This window comes from Arthrobacter sp. V1I7, from assembly GCF_030817015.1.
Taxonomy (GTDB): Bacteria; Actinomycetota; Actinomycetes; order Actinomycetales; family Micrococcaceae; genus Arthrobacter.
The window spans coordinates 3200482-3218365 of record NZ_JAUSYS010000001.1 but is presented as its reverse complement, the minus strand read 5'-3'; the positions used below and the strand labels follow the sequence as shown (position 1 = coordinate 3218365).

Below are 17884 nucleotides of genomic sequence, written 5' to 3'. Positions count from 1 at the left end.
TTCATCTAGGAAAGCAGTTCCCAGTGGCACACCTCCTCGGCGGCGAGAACCTCACGGTTTCGTATGCAACCCGTACCGTCCTCGATGGCATTACCCTCGGCCTTGAAGAGGGCGACCGGATCGGCATGGTGGGCCGCAACGGTGACGGCAAGTCGACCCTCATGCGGCTGCTGGCAACGCGCTCCACGCCGGACTCCGGCCGGGTGACCAAGCGCAGCGAGGTCAACATCGGCTACCTGGACCAGAGCGACGTGCTCGACGGCGACCTCACCGTCGGTGCGGCGATCGTCGGCGACCAGGCCGACTATGAATGGGCCCGCAATCCCCAGATCCGCGAGGTCATGGGCGGACTCGTGTCCGACGTCGACTGGCACGCCAACGTGCACGCGCTCTCCGGCGGGCAGAAGCGGCGTGTGGCCCTCGCCAAGCTGCTGATCGAGGACCACGACGTCATCATGCTCGACGAGCCCACCAACCACCTCGACGTCGAAGGTGTCGCGTGGCTGTCCCGGCACCTGAAAACCCGCTGGCGGGCCAACCAGGGCGCCTTCCTCGTGGTCACCCACGACCGCTGGTTCCTGGACGAAGTCTGCACCAAGACCTGGGAAATCCACGACGGCATCATGGACCCGTTCGACGGCGGCTATGCCGCCTATGTGCTGGCCCGCGCCGAACGTGACCGTTCCGCGTCCGTGGTGGAAAGCAAGCGCCAGCAGCTCGTGAAGAAGGAACTCGCCTGGCTGCGCCGCGGTGCCCCGGCCCGCACCGCCAAACCCAAGTTCCGCATCGAGGCAGCCAACGCCCTGATCGCCGACGTCCCCGAGCCGCGTGACTCGACCGCGCTGAGCAAGATGGCGACGGCACGGCTCGGCAAGGACGTGCTGGACCTCGAGAACGTTTCGCTGGACTTCCTCGGCGGGGACCCCGGGCAGAAGCTCTTCGACAACATCACGCTGCGGCTTGCACCGGGTGAGCGGCTGGGCCTCGTGGGCGTCAACGGCGCCGGCAAGACCACCCTGCTGAAGCTCCTCAACGGCGAGATCCAGCCCAGCTCCGGGAAGGTCAAGCGGGGCAAGACGGTCGTCACCGCGGTCCTCACCCAGGAGGTTAAAGAGCTCGACGACGTCGCGGACCTGCGCGTGATCGAAGTGATCGAGCGCGAAAAGCGTTCCTTCAACGTCGGCGGCAAGGAATTCACCGCCGGACAACTGGTGGAGCAGCTCGGCTTCACCAACGAGAAGCAGTGGACCCCGGTTAAGGACCTCTCCGGTGGCGAACGCCGGCGGCTGCAGCTCCTGCGCCTGCTCGTGGGGGAGCCGAACGTGCTGATGCTTGACGAACCGACCAACGACCTGGATACCGACACCCTCGCCGCCGTGGAAGATGTGCTCGACGGCTGGCCCGGGACGCTCGTCGTCGTCAGCCACGACCGCTACCTGCTGGAGCGCGTCACGGACCACCAGATGGCGCTCCTCGGCGACGGCAAGATCCGCGCCCTGCCGCGCGGCGTCGACCAGTACCTCGAACTGCGCGAAGCCGCCATGGCCGGGTCGACCATCACCGGCGGCGGAAACCCCGTCACGTCCTCCGGCCCGGCGGCCGCGCCGGCGGTGAGCGGGCCGTCGGAGGCCGAAAAGCGCGATGCCCGCAAGGCCAAGAACCGTATTGACCGCCAGCTGGGCAAGCTCAAGCAGCAGGAGGACAAGGTCCACGCCCAGATGACCACTGCGGCCGCCGACCCCAAAGCCGTCGGCCAGCTCGGTGAACTGAACAAGAAACTCAAGGACCTCGCCGGCGAACGCGAGACCCTCGAACTCGAGTGGCTCGCGGCACTCGAAGTCCTGGGGGAGTAGGGCTCCCGAGGCGCCGCGGCGGCTGAGTCGCACGAGGCTCAACCTTCATGGCAGAATTGGTTCTCGTGCCAGCGGGGCTTCGCGCCCCCGGCATGGTCCGCCCTGGTGTAATGGCAGCACCCCGGCCTTTGGAGCCGTGGAGTATAGGTTCGAATCCTATGGGCGGAACTGCCGCGCGTCAGCGGGGCCTGGAACAGCCCCCGACGGGCGGGGTCAGGCGTTGGTCCAGTAGGATGAACCTGACGCCGTGACCGGATTCCGGTCCGGACCAGCCGCGCGGATCCGGCAACCGAGGTGCACCACCGGGCCTCGGCCGCGGGGCAAGCAAATCCACCGAACAGCGGCAGAAGCTAAGCCACTGAGCAAGGAGAGCCCGTACGTGAGCCCCGAGAATTCCGGCCCAGCCGCCGTAATCGTCCTAGCTGCAGGTGCCGGTACCCGGATGAAGTCCCGTACCCCCAAAATCCTCCACGAAATCGGCGGACGCTCACTCGTCGGGCACGCGCTCGCCGCGGCCCGCGCCATCCACCCGCGCGAACTGGCTCTCGTTGTCCGGCACGAGCGTGACCTCGTCGCCGCCCATGTCGCCGCCCTCGACCCGGATGCCCTCATCGTCGACCAGGACGAGGTGCCGGGCACCGGCCGTGCCGTGGAAGCCGCCCTCGATGCGCTCGACGCCGGCGCGCCGCTCAGCGGCACTGTCGTCGTCACCTACGGCGACGTACCCCTTCTCACCGGGCAGTTGCTGGCCGAACTGGTTGCCGCCCACGAAGCGGGCCACAATGCCGTCACGGTCCTCACCGCCGTGCTGGAGGACGCCACCGGCTACGGACGCATCCTCCGGGCCGCGGACGGAACCGTTACGGGCATCCGCGAACACAAGGACGCCACCGACGCCGAACGCGGCATCCGCGAAGTCAACTCCGGCATCTACGCCTTCGACGCCGCCGTGCTGCGCGGCTCGCTCGCCCACGTCACCACGGACAACGCCCAGGGCGAGAAGTACCTCACCGACGTACTGGCCCTGGCCCGTGCGGCCGGCGGCCGGGTGGCCGCCGTCGTCACCGAAGACCGCTGGCAGGTCGAAGGCGCCAATGACCGAGTGCAGCTCTCGACCCTTGGCGCCGAGCACAACCGGCGCACGGTCGAAGCGTGGATGCGCGCCGGGGTCACCGTCGTGGACCCGGCCACCACGTGGATCGACGCCACTGTCACCCTCGACGAGGACGTCCGCCTGCTGCCCAATACCCAGCTCCATGGCGCAACGACGGTAGCGCGGGACGCCGTCGTGGGTCCCGACACCACCCTGACCGACGTCCAGGTGGGCGAAGGTGCGACCGTGATCCGCACCCACGGTTCCGGCGCCACGATCGGTGCCAGGGCAAGCGTCGGACCCTTCACGTACCTGCGGCCCGGCACCATGCTGGGCGAGAGCGGCAAGATCGGCGCCTTCTACGAGACAAAAAACGTCACGATCGGCCGCGGCTCCAAGCTCTCCCACCTCGGTTACGCCGGGGACGCCGTGATCGGCGAGGACACCAACATCGGCTGCGGCAACATTACCGCCAACTACGACGGCGAGAAGAAGCACCGGACCGTCATCGGTTCCGGCGTCCGCACCGGCTCCAACACGGTATTCGTGGCCCCGGTGCAGGTGGGCGACGGTGCCTACAGCGGCGCCGGGGCCGTGATCCGCAGCGACGTGCCGGCCGGCGCCCTGGTCGTGTCCCTGGCCAAGCAGCGCAACGATGAAGGCTGGGTCCTCGCGAACCGTCCGGACTCGATCTCCGCCGCGCTGGCCGAGGCCGCCGGCGCCACCTCACCATCCTCCAGTACTCCGGCACCAACAGAAGAGGGCTAGCAATCATGAGCGAAATTACGGCACGCGGCGAGAAGAAGCTGGTGCTTGCCGCGGGGCGTGCACACCCCGAGCTGGCGAAGGAGATCGCTAAGGAGCTGGGAACCGAACTGCTGCCCCTGGACGCCTACGACTTTGCCAACGGCGAGATCTATGTCCGGGCCGGCGAAAAGCGTCCGCGGCACCGATGCCTTCGTCATCCAGGCGCACCCGGCCCCGCTGAACAACTGGCTCATGGAACAGCTGATCATGATTGATTCCCTGAAGCGTGCCTCCGCCAAGCGCATCACCGTGGTCTCGCCGTTCTACCCCTATGCCCGCCAGGACAAGAAGGGCCGCGGCCGCGAGCCGATCTCCGCCCGCCTCGTCGCGGATCTGTACAAGACGGCCGGCGCCGACCGCATCATGAGCGTGGACCTGCACACCTCACAGATCCAGGGCTTTTTCGACGGGCCGGTGGACCACCTGATGGCCATCCCGCTGCTCGCCGACTACATCCGGACCCGCGTCGCCACCGAGAACATCACGGTCGTGTCCCCGGACACCGGCCGCGTCCGCGTCGCCGAGCAGTGGGCGGAGCGTCTCGGCGGGGCCCCGCTGGCCTTCGTGCACAAGAGCCGCGACCTCACCATGCCCAACCAGGCCGTCTCCAAGACCGTCGTCGGGCAGATCGAGGGCCGCACGTGCGTCCTGATCGACGACATGATCGACACCGGCGGAACGATTTCCGGTGCCGTCCAGGTGCTCAAGAACGCCGGGGCCAAGGACGTCATCATCGCCGCGACCCACGCCGTCTTCTCGGATCCGGCTGCCCGGCGCCTGGCGGAGTCCGGTGCCCGCGAAGTCGTGGTCACGGACACCCTGCCGATCGGCGCGGACAAGCGGTTCCCGCAGCTCACCGTGCTGTCCATCGCACCGCTGATCGCCCGCGCCATCCGCGAAGTGTTCGACGACGGCTCCGTGACCAGCCTCTTTGACGGCAACGCCTAACGCCATCGCCCGATGCCGGGCCCGGTTTTCGAAACAGGGCCCGGCGCTGGTAGCCTTATACCGAAACCTTGGCGAGGGAGAGCGCCGGTATTCCGTATTTTTCCGTAGTTAATGGAAATTGATCGGAAACCGGACTGCTGGTCTCCGTTATCGACTGGGTCTGAATCTCCCTTCGGAAGGGCGGCCTCGCGGCCACCCGGCGTTGAAGGTCGCAAACAGACCTCCGCCCTTGCTGAACACCGCTAGTCCACCTAGGAGATACCCATGGCTGAGCAGAAGCTCGCAGCAGAAGTACGCACCGAATTCGGCAAGGGCTTCGCCCGCCGCGCCCGCATGGACGGCCTGATCCCGGCCGTCATCTACGGCCACGGCGCAGAGCCGATCCACATCACCCTGCCGGCCAAGGCGACCACGCTGGCCGTCCGCGTTGCCAACGCCCTCCTGACCCTGGACATCAACGGCGAGCAGCACCTCGCCCTGGTCAAGGACATCCAGCGCAACCCGATCAAGCAGATCATCGAGCACCTGGACCTCCTGACCGTCCGCACCGGCGAGAAGGTCACCGTGGACGTTCCCGTGCACCTGACCGGCGAACTTGCCCCGGGCAACGCCTACAACCAGGAAATGACCGTCGTTTCCCTTGAGGCCGAGGCAACCCACCTGCCGACCGCCGTCGAGGTCAGCATCGAGGGCCGCACCGCCGGCGAGCACATCCACGCTTCCGACCTGGTCCTGCCGCAGGGCGCCATCCTGCTGGCCGACCCCGAGTCCCTCGTCGTGCACATCTCCGAGGCCACTGAAGAGCCCGCCGAAGAGGCATCCGGGGCTGCAGCCGAGTAATTCCGGCGACTTCTCCGGTGGCCGGGTCCCTCTGGGGCCCGGCCGCCGTCGTCTCCGCCGCCGGAGCCGCTCCCGCCCGCGTCCTGTCCCGCTTCCCCGGAACCGGACTGCCCACCCAGAAGGACTGATCGATGACTGACACCTGGCTGATCGTAGGCCTTGGCAACCCGGGAGCCGAGTATGCCCACAACCGGCACAACGTCGGGCAGATGGTCCTCGATGAACTCGCCGCGCGCGTCGGCGGCGGCTTTAAGTCCTCCAGGTCCCGTGCGCAGGTCCTCGAAGGGCGGCTCGGCATCGGTGGGCCCCGTGTGGTGCTGGCCAAGCCGCTGAGCTACATGAATGTCTCCGGTGGCCCGGTTTCGGCACTGGCGAAGTTCTTCGACATCGATCCCGGCCACGTCATCGCCGTGCACGACGAAATCGACATCCCCTTCAACACTGTCAAAATCAAGATCGGCGGCGGCGAGGGCGGCCACAACGGGCTGCGCGATATCTCCAAGGCCCTCGCCACCAAGGACTTTTTGCGGGTCCGGGTGGGCGTCGGACGGCCACCCGGACGGATGGACACCGCCGACTACGTGCTCCGGGACTTTTCCTCCACCGAAAAAAAGGAACTGCCGTTCCTGCTAGATTCCGCGGCCGACGCCGTGGAACTCCTCATCCGGGACGGCCTGCTCGCCGCCCAACAGCAGTTCCATCCGGCCAAGGCCCCGTAGGCAGGACCCGCGCCGCTGGACTTTCCTTTTCAACGATCCGCATTTCCCGCTATGATCGCTCTACTCTCATGTCGGGGGATAGAGATACGCTACTTCTAAGCGGACAATCTGGGGATGTCCGCAAGAGGTACGAAGGAAACTAGATGTCGAGGGAATCACTGGGCTGGGGAAATGTTTCCACTACATTGGCACCCGCCGAAGAGCACGCTGCCGGTGCGGTCAACGGGCACAGGTGGTCTGGTCTGGCGCGCACCGCCGACGCGGAGCGTGTCCGGAAAGCACTGCTGGCCGACGGCCGGACGGGTGTCGTCATCACCGGTGACCGGGGCGTCGGCAAGTCGCTGGTAGGGCGCACCGCACTGGCCGGGTTTGGTCCGGACGTCTACACCCTGCAGCTGCGCAGTTCGGGACCAGGTTCGGCCACGCCGTACGGCTGCCTCGCGTTCACGCTGGCGCGCCTGCCGCAGAGCTCCCTCGGATCCCCGACTGCCATCCTGCACGGAATCACTTCCCTGATCCGCGACGACGCGGCGGGACGGCCGTGCGTCATTCTGCTGGACAACGCCGGTGCCCTGGACGAACTGAGTACCGGTGTCCTGCTCAACCTGCTGCAGACCGGGACGGCCCGGCTGATAGCGACGGCGCAACGCACCACCGACCTGCCCCCTGACTTCTACTGGCTCATCACTTCGGGGCAGCTGGCGGAAGTCCGGCTCGCCAACCTCACGGAGCTGGAAACCCTGGACGTCCTGCAGGCGGCGCTGGGTCACCGCGTATCGAGCGCCCTCGCCAGCCAGATGCACCAGCTCGTCGGCGGCAGCCCGACCTTGCTGCAGGCCGTGGTTTCGGAGCAGATCGAGCGTGGAAACCTTGTCCTGTCCGGCTCGGTCTGGACGCTGCTGGACGAAGTTGTTCTCGACGGTCGCACTGGGCTGGAGGACATTGTCCGGGCCCGCTATGCCCGCGAAACACCGGTGGCCAAGGAAGTGATCGAAGTCTTGTCCTGCGCCCGGACCATGGCGCTGTCCCGGCTTGCGAGGATGTACGAGCCCGGGGTCATCGCGGACATGGAGGAGGCGGGCCAGATCGTCGTCGACCGTACCGACCGCCACTTCGTCACCCTCGGAGACCGTTATCTCGGCGACATCGTCCGCAACTGGCTCAGCGTGGAGCGCCGTCTGGAGTTGCGGGACAAGGTCCCGGGCCATCAGCCGGATGAGCTCGGCGAGTTGACCGTCGAGGATCTGCTCGCCTATGCGGCCTGGACCCACGACTGCCAGGCCCCGCTTGCCCCCGCCCATGCCCTTGCGGCGGCACAGGCCGCGGTCAAACTTTTCGACCCGAAGTTCGCGCTCGACTGTGCGGGTAGCCTGGTCCCGGGAGACCGGGAATGGGCCGAGGGGCAACTGCAGAAGTCGGCAGCCTACCTGCAGCTGGGGCTGCCATTGCAGGCAATATCCGCCCTTGACGATATTTCGGAGGAACAAATCCGGGCCTTGGGGGCGGTGGTGTTCGCCGAACTCATTACTGCCAAGGCCGACTGCATGTCCTGGCTGGAGGACCGGTCCGGCAGGGTTCCGGAAATGATCCGGCAGGCCCGGCTGCGGCTCCAGGAGCTGAGTGTCGATGCGCCGACCGAATCCGAGGAAGACCTCAACCGGGCGGCATTGTGCCTGGACCTCTGCGAGTTCAACTTCCTCTCCTTCATCGGTGATTTCGAACCCATGATGGACAGGCTCAAGGCGGCCGCAGCCGACGGTCCGGGCGTCGATCCGGTGCACCAAATCAGGTGCGCGATCATCCTGATGGAAGCCCTCTGCATGACCGGCAAGGAGCTTGAGGCCCGAACGCTCATGCGCGAAATCGGCGGCCAGCTGGGGGAATGGTCGAACATTCCCCGGATCCGGGAGAACTTCGCCTGGCGATCGTTCAACGTGCTGCTCTTGTCCGGGTACTGGCGGCAGAGCATCGGCATGCTCAAGGATGCCAGCGGACGGGCAGGGCACGGCCTGCACTCCGGAAGTGCCGCGACGGATCTGGCCGTCGGTCTCGCGTATGTCTATGCCGGACGCGGGTACCTGGCGCTGGATCCCCTGCTGGCGGCCATAGCCCAGCTCGAGGTGCGCTCAAGCCTGCAGTCGCTGCGGCAGGCGTACGCCGCCACTGCCTTCGCGTACGCGCAGACGGGCAATTCCATCCAGGCGAGCATCTACCTTGACCGGGCGCGTTCCGCGGACGGCCCGGCCCGCTTTGCCATCCGCACCTCCGCCGAGTTCTGCATGGACATGGCCTCGCGCTGGCTGGGCGATCCCGAAGCGAGGGACCGGCTGGTGCACTCGGCCGAGGCCCACTACCGGGCCGGCCGCTACACTCTGGCCGGCATCTGCATGTTCGGTGCCACCGTCAACGGCACCGCAAAGGACTTCCACTTTATGGAGGAAATCGCCGCACGGCGGCAGGGCCCGTTGGCGGAGCTGTCCCGGATCGTCGCCGTGGGGAGCCGGACGAAAGACGCCGCCATCATGTTGCAGGCCGCCGAGCTTTCCGCCAGCCTGGAACTCGATGCCGTGCAGGCCCGATGCGCGGTTCTGGCCTTCGATTTCGCCCAGGCGGAGGGGCGGAGCGGGACCGCCAGCACGGCGCACACCATGCTGGACAAACTCTCGGAGTCTGTGCCGGCGTTGCCGATAACGCCCCGGAACAGGGGGCCGCTGTTGACGGAACGGGAGCGCCAGATAGCCACCCTGGCCGGTAACGGTGTCTCCAACAAAGACATCGCCCTGGACATCGGCATTTCCGTGAGGACGGTGGAGGGCCACCTCTACCAGGTGTTCACGAAGCTTGGGGTGTCCTCGCGGAGTGATCTGCTTGGACTCATCTAGGCCGCGTGCCACTGTCCCCGGAGCAGGGACAGCCGCGGCCCTGACGGGGCGGACGGAAGACCTGGGGGCAGCGGTGGCGGCACTCCGGGGCGGCACGCACGTCTCGGTCATGCTGCTCGGGGACAGCGGGATCGGGAAATCCACCCTCATGGAGGCGGTTGTCGCCGAACTCGAGCCGGAGGTGACACCGATCCGTATCCACGGCAGCCCCTCGCTGACGCATGTCCCGTACGGCGTGCTCGGGCCCTTCATCGTTGGCCTTCCGGTGCAGGAAGCGACTTCGCAGCTGGCAGTCCTCAGGACCTTGTGGAGCCGACTGGAGGAGGAGCGGCGCGCCACCGGGAAGCCCCTGCTGCTGATCGTGGACGACGCGCACGACCTCGACGAAGCGACGGCGGGAATCCTGGTGGAGCTGGCCGCCGCGGGCTGGGCGAAGCTGCTGATCGGGGCCGCCGCACGGCCGGGGCTGCCCGAACCGCTGCTGCAGCTGTGGTTTGAGGGCATCGCCGAGCGGCACGATCTGCGTCCCCTGACGCAGCAGCAGACAACCGAAATGCTGGAACTGACGCTGGGCACCCAGGTCCTCCCGAACGTCGCCGAACTTCTCTGGCAAGCTTCCGAAGGCAACCCCTTGTTGCTCAATTCCCTGATCGACGACGCGAAGCACGACGGTACGCTGCTCCAGCGCAACGGAGTCTGGCTGCTGACCCGGCCCCTGAACAGTCATGGGGACCGGCTCACGGACGTCGTCCGCCGGCAGCTGCTTCGGCGCTCGCCGGAGGAACGCCAGGCCCTGAACCTGGTGGCGCTCGCCGAGCCGGTGTCCAAGGAACTGATTGAGGCCGTGGTCGGCGTACAGGCCGTGCGGGCCTTGATCGACCACGAGCTGATTCGGGTCACGACGGCCTCCGTTCCCGAACTGCGGCTGCGGCATAGCGTGTACGGTGACACGCTGCGCAACCTGATTTCCCCCGCACGCAGTCTCCAGCTCCGGCAGAGCCTGCTGCGGCTTATGGACAAAGAGCCCGCCTCCGCCGAAGGGCTGCTGCGGCAGGTCAGCTGGTCCATGGAATGCGGCGCGGAGCTGGCGGACCGGCAGCTGCTCCGGGCCGCGATGCTGGCGAGCCGGCTGTACCAGGACGATCTGGCCCGCAAGGCTGCATCCCTGGTCAAGGACCCCGAGCTACAGCTAGCGGCGCGTTCGGTTGTGGCGCGGACCCATTACAACGCCTCCGACTACGCCGTGGCGCGGGACATCCTGGAGGCGGACTTCGGCAAGGGGCACAGTGTTGCAAGCCTTTTGACCGGAACCCTGCTGTGGGCCGCCGTGCTGTCCGCGCAGGGCCACACGCCGGAGGACATTATGCAGCGGGCGGAGGTGCTCCTCACCGCCGGCGAGCGGCTGGCGCGGGAGAAGCCGGCCGAGGCCCGGCGTATCCTCGCCGCCACGAAAGACCGGTATGCGACCATCCGGAGCATGGTGCTGGCCATGGCCGGAGAAGGCAGTGGGGACCGGCGCCCCGATCCCGGGGCAGCGCCTCCAGGGCCGCCAGCCAACCACCTGGACCAGGCGTTCAGGCTCTCGCTGGAGTCCGACCGGCTCCTCGTCGAGGGTAAATCAGTCAGTGCGTTTGCCGTCGCCGCCGAGGCCCTGACCGCTGCCGGCGCCGGGCACGATGAACTCCACTTCCTCACGGACTTCCTGGTTGTCCGGTCTTCTGCAGCAGTGATCCATGCCGGCAATTGGCGGGCGGCGGAGACATTACTGGCCCGCTTTGCCGCGGGAAGCGGGCCCAGCCTGATCTCCTTCGGCGGAGGTGTACACGCGGCGCGCGGCGTCATCCTGCTGTACCAGGGGAAGGCCGCCCAGGCCTTAAACGCACTAAGCGCTGCCCTGGAGTCGTTGCGGCTGGCGGATCCCCAGCAGCTGTTCGGCCTGACGGCTGCGATGGCATTTGCCGCCGCCGCGGAAGTCGGTGCCCGGGAGAAAGCCGAATCGTTCCTTGCGGACTATGAGGCGGTACCGCCGGCTGGCTCACGTTACCTGCGGGGGCTCGCCGCGATGGCGGTGGTGTACGGCAAGGCCCGTCTTGGAAACCATCCCCAGGCCATCGCCGAGCTTCGGCTGCTCGGCCGGCCGGATGACGGACAGAACACTGCGGGGCTGGAGTTCGACGCGCTTGCATTCTGTCTTGCCTTGGGAGACCCGAACGCTGCCCCCCGGCTGCTCGAGCTGAAGCCCCTGTTGGAGGGCCCCCGACCGGCTGCCATCTGCGACTACGCCGCCGCGATCAGTACGGATCTCGCGGCGGACCACCTGGCGGCGGCCAAGAGTTGTGAAGACGCCGAACTTTGGAGCTTCGCTGCTCTTGCCTATGACGCCGCCGCAAACGCGTTCCGGGCCGCCGGAGACGCCCTCCGGGAACGTATGGCCATGTCCCAACGCAAGCGGTGCCTCGACCGGGCCGACAACGCGCCGGGCCAGGAGCCGGAGGGCGCCGAAGACGCACTGGGACTGCTGACACGGCGGGAACGGGACATCGTGGCCCTGGCCGTCCGTGGGCTCAGCGACCGGAGGATCGCCGCTGAACTCCATGTATCCATCCGCACGGTTGAAGGCCACTTGTATCGGAGTTACGCCAAGCTGAACATCAAGGGCCGCGACCAGCTCCCCGGCATGGCCGGCGACTGATTGCCCGGACCGATGACGCCCGAAACCAGTAGCGCCGGAAACCAGTACTCCGGGAAACCAATACTCCCCGAAACGAATCCTGGAAGCCGGTATCGGGTCCCCGAGGTAGCCAGTACGCGGGGTTCGAGCCCCTGCCTACGCGGCCCGCCGACGTCGGGAACGCCAACGCTGGCGAAGGGCCACTCGGGGCGGGCCACCGACTACTTGGTTCCGGCCCCTGGGTGCCCGCCCGAACTGAGTACACCCGCATTGACCTGGCCAAGTACCCGCTGCGTATTCGAGTACTACTTACGCATACCGAAAAGTCGCGTCGTCCATAGCTTTGACTTATCACTGGTCAACCATTGATTGCGAAGGTCTCATTCATGTTTCAGCACGACGTCGGCCTGCCTGCGGGCAGCGGTAAAACAAATGCGATTTCATCAGCACAGCGCTTCGTCCCGGGGCGCTACGAAAAACCCTTTATCCGCAACCAAATTGTTGGGGAAGTTGTCGAGACGCTGACGGCAGGCTCCGGCTGCGGCGTCGTCCTAGTGGGGGAACACGGGGCAGGAAAGTCATTCATCGCCCAGCGCGCCCTCGAACAGCTCGGCCCGGACTACACAGTGGTCCAGATCCGCGGCAGCTCCATCTCCTCGAAACTTCCCTACGGCGCCCTGAGCGTTCTGCTCAACGATCTGGATGCTTCCCACCTGGAGCACCCCCTGATGGTTCTGCGTGGCCTCACCCAGGTGCTCCATAACAAAGCCCAGGGGCGGAGCATCATCCTCTTCGTCGACAACGCCCACGACCTGGACGAGCTGTCCAGCATGATGGTGGCCCAGCTGAGCGCCGGGGCGCACGTCACCCTGCTGGCGGTCTGCGTGGACCTCCCTCATGTTGGCGGGGACATCATGGGGCTGTGGAAGGATGACCTGCTAAAGCGGATGGATCTCTCACCGTTTGACTTCAACGAGGCTGCTGCTTCGCTCGGCCACGAATACGGCGGACAGTTCTCGCACACCGCCGCCCGGGCGCTGTGGAGCGCAAGCGGCGGAAACGCACTCTTTCTTCACTCCCTCGCGAGGGAACAGATTAAACTGGGGACGATCATCCGCCAGGACGGTGCCTGGGTCCTGGGCAACGGCCCCATCGCCCTGACCGGAGAGATCCGCGATGTGGTGAAAGCCCGCCTGAACCGGCTGAGCCCGGGCCAGCGCGACGTTTTTGAACTGCTGGCGCTGGCCGGGGCGGTTCCGCTACAGGCGCTCATGAACATCGCGGATCCGCAGGATCTGGACGCACTGCAGGAGCGGGCCATGATCCGCGTCAGCCATGAACACCCGCCGATGATCAGCGTCGCCAACCGGCTGTCGGCCGGCATCGTTGCCAGCGTGGTGCCCCCCGGACGCAGCGCGGAGCTCCGACGTCGGCTGACGGCAGTGCTCCAGGATTCGGAACAGGCGGATGCCGGCGGATCCGCCGGCGTCGCATGGGCGCTGGACTGTGGCGAGCAGATAAGCCCGGAACTGGCGCTGGCTGCGGCGAGGAGGGCGAACAATTCATCCGATCCTGCCGCGGCGCTGAGATTCCTGCACGAAATCCAGGGCCAGGGGGCCGCTTCCCGGGTCGCCGTCGAGTCAGCCCATGCCCACCTAACGGCAAACAATCCTGACTCCGCGCACCGGGTACTCTTCAGCCTGGATTCCTCTGCCAGCGAGGACATTCCGCTGGCCGACTGGACCTCGCTGCAGCTTCTCCGGGCCGAGCTCGACAAACGGAGCAACTCGACGGCGGCTGACGCCCACGCCAGGCTGCAGGAAATCGGACGGAGGCTCTCGGCGGTGCCCGACGAGGACCCGGCTGTCCTGGATACGGCCTGGCAGCGACTGCGGCTGGCCGAAGCGGAACTCGCCGTCTTTGAAGGCCGCTACCAGGATGTCCTGTCCATGACCGCCAACCCTGGCGGCGGCCTTCTGGACACGGAAGCCGGGATTCTGACCGCGAGCCTGCGCTGCGAAGCCATGGCCGTCACCGGAAACGTCATCGCAGCCCTGGGCCTCGGTAAGCAGATCATTTCCGCAGCCGGGTCGGTCCCGCTTGCGGACCGGGCCATGCGGGAGATCAGGGGCCGGTTTCTGCTCCTGATGCTGCTCTCGGCCAAGTTCCGGGAGGCCGCCACGTTCCTGGCGGGTTCCTCCGGTACCGCCGACCCGCAGGAACGGCTGGGCGGAATGTTCGAGATCGGGCAGGGAGTACTCGACCTCCATGCCGGGCTCCTCGACGATGCGCTGCCGCGGCTCCAGGCCGGTACGGAGCAACTTCTGACCCAGGACCCCGACTCCGTAGCCGGCCTGGCCATGGCAGCCTTCGCCTATGCCGCGGCCCTGCAAGGGGACGAGGAGAAAGCCAGCCTTCAGTTGGCAGAGTTGGCCCAACTGCAGCCGCGCGCATCCTGGCTGGTAGGCCGGATGACCCGGTACTTCGAACTATGTGCCTTGGCTGAGCTCGGGCAACGGGCGACGGCTATCCGCGGGCTCGTGGCCGAGGCAGACGGCGACACCGGATCCTCGGCTCTGGCCCCGGGGCTGTTGTTCCTCTCCGCCGCGGCCCGGCTGGGTGACCGCCAGGTGGCCTTGAAGCTCGGGAGCCTTGCCGTCCGCGTCACCGGATCTTTCGCCGGCCTCTGCGCACGGCTCTCCGAGGGCGTGAAGGCATCGGACAGCGAGCAGCTTCTGGCCCTATCGAAGGACTCCGACTCCGCCTGCAACGCGATTTTCGCGAGGGACGCGGCACGCAAGTCAGTCAGTTCCGCCAACGAAGCCGGCAATCGGATCGCATTGCGGATCGGGCAGCGAACGCAGCAGTCCCTCGACGACAGGTTCGGCAGCCCGAAGAATGGTCTGCACTCGCTCACGACGTCGACCCTGACAGCCAGGGAATGCGAAGTCGCGGTCAGGGCCGCTGCCGGAACCTCCAACCGCAAGATCGCCGAACAGATGCATGTTTCGGTCCGGACGGTTGAGGGGCACCTTTACCAGGTATACTCCAAGCTCCATGTGGCCAGCAGAGCGGAACTCAAAGATGTCATCTCCCCGCCGGCGGAAAGCGCCCGGCTCGGCTGAGCCCGAGTCACACCACCGAATTGCCAGGGTTGGGCCGGGGACCGGGGGAGGTGTCCGGGATGGAGGGCCTCGCTGAGACCGCCCCCTTGATTGGGCGGTCCGGCCTGGTCGTGGACGTGGCACGGTCCCTGCTCGACGGCTCAAGGTCAGGTGCCCTGATCGTCGGGGCTGCGGGAACCGGCAAGACGGCGGTGTCCAAGGCGGTGCTCCGCGAATTGCGGCCACGCGGGGCAGTGATCCGCCTGATTGCCACCCGGGCCCTGGCAGCGGTGCCGTTCGGAGCCCTGGCGCCTTATCTGGCCGAGCTGCCGGATTCCGAGCTGGACTCCTACGCTGCCGTTCTCCAAGCCATGTCGGACCGCCTCAGGGCTGAGGCAGTCCGGCCGCTCTTCGTGGTCGACGACGCCCAGTGCCTGGACCGCGGGACCACGGAACTGCTTGCGCGCGCCGTTGCGGTTGGTGCCGCTGACATCCTGGCCACCAGCCGACCGGGCCCGTCGATCCCGGAGCAGTTCCTGACTCTGTGGGATGACGGGCTCCTTTCCAAGTTCGAGCTGTCACCCCTTACCCGCCCCGCGGTCCATGAGCTCTGTGTACAGGTGCTGCGGGCGGAGGTCTCGCCCTGGGTGAGTGCGGTGTTCTCCGAAGTGGCGGAGGGCAACCCGCTTATGCTTATGTCACTGATCGAGCACGCGAGGACGAGCGGTGCCCTCGTGCTTCGCCACGGGGTATGGTTCCTGCGCACCAACCCGGACCTGGCAGGGGTGACGGCCGCGGACGTCGTCGACCAGCAGCTGCGTTCAATGACCCCGGAGGAGAGAACGCTAGCCGCCATCGTGGCCCTCGCCGGGCCGCTCTCACTGGGGCAGATCCTGCGGTTCAGCAGCCCCAAAGCTGTCGACGCACTGGAGGCAGCGGGAATCATCACCGTTTCATCTGGACATGACCGTACCGTGCGGCCGGCCAGCCCGCTGCTGGGCGAAATCATCCGACGCCGTGCCCCGGCAGGCCAGAGTGCAACCTTGCGGGCCAGCCTTTTTGCACTGCCCTCGGCAGGGGCGGTCCGGCCCGAGGCGTTCCTGAACCAGCTCCGCTGGTCCTTGGACTGCGGCGCCCAGGTGCCGCCTGAACAGCTGCTCCAGGCAGCCGCGGCGGCCAACGCGGATCTCGAACCGGCGGCCGCGATCCAGGCTGCCCAGGCTATCCGGGACGCCCGGTTCCTCCCGGAGGCCAGAATCCACCTCGCGTACGCACATTACCTCCTCGGGCTGCCCGGGGAAGCCGCCGGCTACCTGGGGGCCGCGCGGCCGTGGCGCCACGGCCGGCCGTTCTACCTCGCGGCGCGCCTGGCAGCCCTGCTCCCGGCCGGGATTTTCGTTGAGTTGCAGGGAGGGGAGGCGGAGACGGCTCCCGGAAACCCCGAGCTGATCTCGAATGAGTCCTCGTGGTCGCAGTCGCCCGCCACGGGGGTGGCGGCCGGCATCCTGCACCGCCGGTGGGAAGGACCGTCGTCGGACGTTGAGGCGGACCTGCAGGATCTGATCGACGCGGCTGCCGCCATTCCGGAGATCCGCCTTCCGGCAGTCTCCCTCCTTGCTGAGCTTCGGGCAGCCCAGGGCCGGCTACTGGCAGGACTACGGCTGGACCGCGAGGCATGGGCGGGTGTGGCCGGTGGAGGACTGACGATGCCGCTGGCCCAGGAAGAGCTCCTGGCACGTCACTGCCTCAGCCTTATCCGCGCCGGGGAATGGGGGGAGCTCGCCAGCGTCCTGGACGGCTACGTCGTTGAACATCCGACCCGACTGCTGTACAGCGGGGGAACGCTCCACGCGATGCGCGGGTACGCCCTGCTGCGTCAGGGACGAATCCTTGAAAGCCTTGCCGAGCTGATCCTGGGCGTGGAAGAACTCACCATCGCTGATCCGCTGGAAATGCTGCCGTTCGCACACGCCGTGGCCGGCTACGCCGCCGTCCTGGCCGGCCACCCGGGGGAAGCCCAGGAGCAGGCGAAAGGTTTCCGCGCCGCCGCCTACCGCGGGCCGCAGAGCCTTCAACTGCTCTCCGAGGCGTATTGCATTACGGTTGAACGCTTCACCGGCACCGGCGGCGGCACCGGCACCGGCGGCGGCCAGGGGGATCTCGGAGCATTGGCCGACCAGGCGCAGCGCCAAGGCCTCCGAGGCGTCGAAACCGATATCCGAAGGCTGGTCCTCAGAAACGGGGACACCGGCACTGCCCCGGCTTTGGCTTCCAGCAGCAGCGCCGTGGAGGGGCTCGAAGCGCGGCTGCTGGAAGCTCATGCCCGCGCAGTGTCCGCCGCCGACGCCGCCGGGCTGATTGCGATCAGCGACGAAGCAGCGGCCGCCGGCCACGGGCTTCTGGCATTCGAGGCTGCCCAACAGGCGGCCGCGTGCCTGGAACACAGCCCGGACCGCTGGAGGCTCACCGCGGTCCAGCGCAGACTCCACCGCCTCATGGGCGAGGCCGGCATATCCGGGCAGGTGGGCGTTGTCCGCAGCGAACAGGGGCCGGTGCTGACGGCCCGCGAAGCGGAGATCCTGGAGCTCGTGGCCGCCGGGTCCACGAACGCCGAGATCGCCGCTGCCCTGTCCTTGTCGCCGCGGACGGTAGAGGGACATCTGAGCCGGATCTTCGCCAAGCTCGGAGTCAGCCGGCGGGCGGAACTCCTTGATGTGAAGCGGGAAGGCCATCATCCGTTGGTTGTTCCGGAGGATGCCCCTGAGCGGGGGTGACAGGTCCATCCACGCCTGAGCTTCGGTCCGTCTGCGTACTTCATAAGTGGGCTGCAGGCCCCGCGGGAGTATCACCAAGTAGTGGGACGGGGCGAATGGAATCAGAAGTCGGGTAAAGGCTACTCGTGCAGTGATTTGGCCAAGGGGGTTCAATTAAGTCAGTTCTTGAAAACCACAAAGGTCTCAAATGAGA

Annotated in this window: 8 protein-coding genes, 1 tRNA gene and 1 pseudogene; all 10 read left to right on the top strand. The window is 67.1% G+C overall.

All coding sequences use genetic code 11. The annotated features are described in order from the left end of the window. The first annotated feature begins 23 nt into the window (after positions 1 to 23). The 10 genes and pseudogenes from QFZ69_RS14775 (at position 24) to QFZ69_RS14730 (ending at position 17691) form a co-directional block, all read left to right on the top strand. Positions 24 to 1853 carry an ABC-F family ATP-binding cassette domain-containing protein gene (locus QFZ69_RS14775; RefSeq protein WP_306919274.1) on the top strand — a complete coding sequence of 610 codons (1830 nt, stop codon included), beginning with the start codon at positions 24 to 26 and terminating at the stop codon, positions 1851 to 1853. A gap of 96 nt (positions 1854 to 1949) precedes the next feature. Next, positions 1950 to 2021 (top strand) — tRNA-Gln (locus QFZ69_RS14770). Positions 2022 to 2232: 211 nt separating this feature from the next. Continuing rightward, the gene (gene glmU, locus QFZ69_RS14765; RefSeq protein ID WP_306919272.1) at positions 2233 to 3714 is read left to right on the top strand and encodes a bifunctional UDP-N-acetylglucosamine diphosphorylase/glucosamine-1-phosphate N-acetyltransferase GlmU; all 1482 of its coding nucleotides are present in this window, start codon (positions 2233 to 2235) and stop codon (positions 3712 to 3714) included. A gap of 5 nt (positions 3715 to 3719) precedes the next feature. Beyond that, positions 3720 to 4701 (top strand): annotated as a pseudogene (locus QFZ69_RS14760) (ribose-phosphate diphosphokinase). Positions 4702 to 4965: 264 nt separating this feature from the next. After that, positions 4966 to 5541, top strand: coding sequence for a 50S ribosomal protein L25/general stress protein Ctc (locus QFZ69_RS14755; protein WP_306919268.1), 576 nt, complete (start codon positions 4966 to 4968; stop codon positions 5539 to 5541). Positions 5542 to 5672: 131 nt separating this feature from the next. Continuing rightward, positions 5673 to 6260 carry an aminoacyl-tRNA hydrolase gene (pth, locus tag QFZ69_RS14750; RefSeq protein WP_306919266.1) on the top strand — a complete coding sequence of 196 codons (588 nt, stop codon included), beginning with the start codon at positions 5673 to 5675 and terminating at the stop codon, positions 6258 to 6260. Between the two features lie 143 nt (positions 6261 to 6403). Further along, positions 6404 to 9142 carry a LuxR C-terminal-related transcriptional regulator gene (locus QFZ69_RS14745; protein ID WP_306919264.1) on the top strand — a complete coding sequence of 913 codons (2739 nt, stop codon included), beginning with the start codon at positions 6404 to 6406 and terminating at the stop codon, positions 9140 to 9142. Continuing rightward, positions 9120 to 11834 carry a LuxR C-terminal-related transcriptional regulator gene (locus tag QFZ69_RS14740; RefSeq protein WP_373463154.1) on the top strand — a complete coding sequence of 905 codons (2715 nt, stop codon included), beginning with the start codon at positions 9120 to 9122 and terminating at the stop codon, positions 11832 to 11834. The genes QFZ69_RS14745 and QFZ69_RS14740 overlap by 23 nt, the downstream gene beginning before the upstream one ends. 365 nt (positions 11835 to 12199) lie before the next feature. Then, positions 12200 to 14938: a LuxR C-terminal-related transcriptional regulator gene (locus QFZ69_RS14735; RefSeq protein WP_306919262.1), complete on the top strand. Its 2739-nt coding sequence runs from the start codon at positions 12200 to 12202 to the stop codon at positions 14936 to 14938. A 59-nt stretch (positions 14939 to 14997) separates the two neighbouring features. Beyond that, the gene (locus QFZ69_RS14730) at positions 14998 to 17691 is read left to right on the top strand and encodes a LuxR family transcriptional regulator (protein WP_306919260.1); all 2694 of its coding nucleotides are present in this window, start codon (positions 14998 to 15000) and stop codon (positions 17689 to 17691) included. Positions 17692 to 17884 lie beyond the last annotated feature (193 nt).

What these genes read in the sequence shown, in the direction of transcription:
- QFZ69_RS14755 (WP_306919268.1), top strand. Translation starts at nt 4,966, where the DNA reads ATGGCTGAGCAGAAGCTCGCAGCAGAAGTACGCACCGAATTCGGCAAG.
- pth (WP_306919266.1), top strand. Translation starts at nt 5,673, where the DNA reads ATGACTGACACCTGGCTGATCGTAGGCCTTGGCAACCCGGGAGCCGAG.
- QFZ69_RS14745 (WP_306919264.1), top strand. Translation starts at nt 6,404, where the DNA reads ATGTCGAGGGAATCACTGGGCTGGGGAAATGTTTCCACTACATTGGCA.
- QFZ69_RS14735 (WP_306919262.1), top strand. Translation starts at nt 12,200, where the DNA reads ATGTTTCAGCACGACGTCGGCCTGCCTGCGGGCAGCGGTAAAACAAAT.
- QFZ69_RS14730 (WP_306919260.1), top strand. Translation starts at nt 14,998, where the DNA reads ATGGAGGGCCTCGCTGAGACCGCCCCCTTGATTGGGCGGTCCGGCCTG.